1 protein-coding gene is annotated in these 826 nt (G+C 43.8%); it reads left to right on the top strand.

What is annotated here, in order from left to right:
• The first annotated feature begins 268 nt into the window (after positions 1-268).
• Positions 269-760, top strand: coding sequence for a transcription elongation factor GreB (gene greB / locus R7E78_RS25685; protein ID WP_005458979.1), 492 nt, complete (start codon positions 269-271; stop codon positions 758-760).
• The last annotated feature ends 66 nt before the right edge of the window (positions 761-826 follow it).

The following is an 826-nucleotide window of genomic DNA, read 5'->3' as shown; positions in this document are numbered from 1 at the left end:
CGCGGACGCTTTCATTACAGCATGATTTTGGGTAAAAACTTCTTAAAGCACGGTGCGTTAGTGGCGAGTGAAACCAATTATATCGTGACGAAAAAACCAGATTACGAAAAATAGTCGAACTGTCGCCTAACCTAATTGCCAATACCCAAAGTCCGCTCTGAGAATCTTGTGGCTTTGGGTATAATTCTAGGTTTAGGATGAAGATCGCATAAGCGTCGATGCTGCTGAATGTGCGGCATTTTTTATGCCGAAATGAATAGGAGCCAAATTGAAAACTAAGCTGATTACCCGTGAAGGTTATAACAAACTCAAGCAAGAGCACGATTACCTCTGGAATGAAAAGCGTCCAGAAATCACCAAGATCGTGACGTGGGCGGCCAGCCTTGGCGATCGTTCGGAAAATGCTGACTACACCTTCAATAAACGACTGCTGCGTCAAATCGATCGACGCGTTCGTTTTCTCAGAAAGTTTTTACCTGAAGTCACCATCGTAGATTACTCACCTCAACAAGAAGGCAAAGTCTTTTTTGGTGCTTGGGTCGAGATTGAAAACGAAGCTGGTGATGTGAAGAAGTTCCGCATTGTGGGGCCAGAAGAAATATATGGCGATGCCAAAGATTACATCTCCATTGATTCCCCTATGGCCAGAGCCATGTTGAAAAAGCAAGTGGATGAAGAATTTACCGTTCGAACGCCGGAAGGTGACAAAGAGTGGTTCATCAATTCGATTGAATACAACAAGCAAAGCGCAGAATCTTAACTTCCTCGACCTTGAAACATTCGGCGAGCGAAGTGCGTTTGCCAATGATGTTGACCTATTTTTTTT

It is taken from the genome of Vibrio sp. YT-19(2023), assembly GCF_033337395.1.
This window is presented reverse-complemented; position numbering and strand designations above follow the sequence as displayed.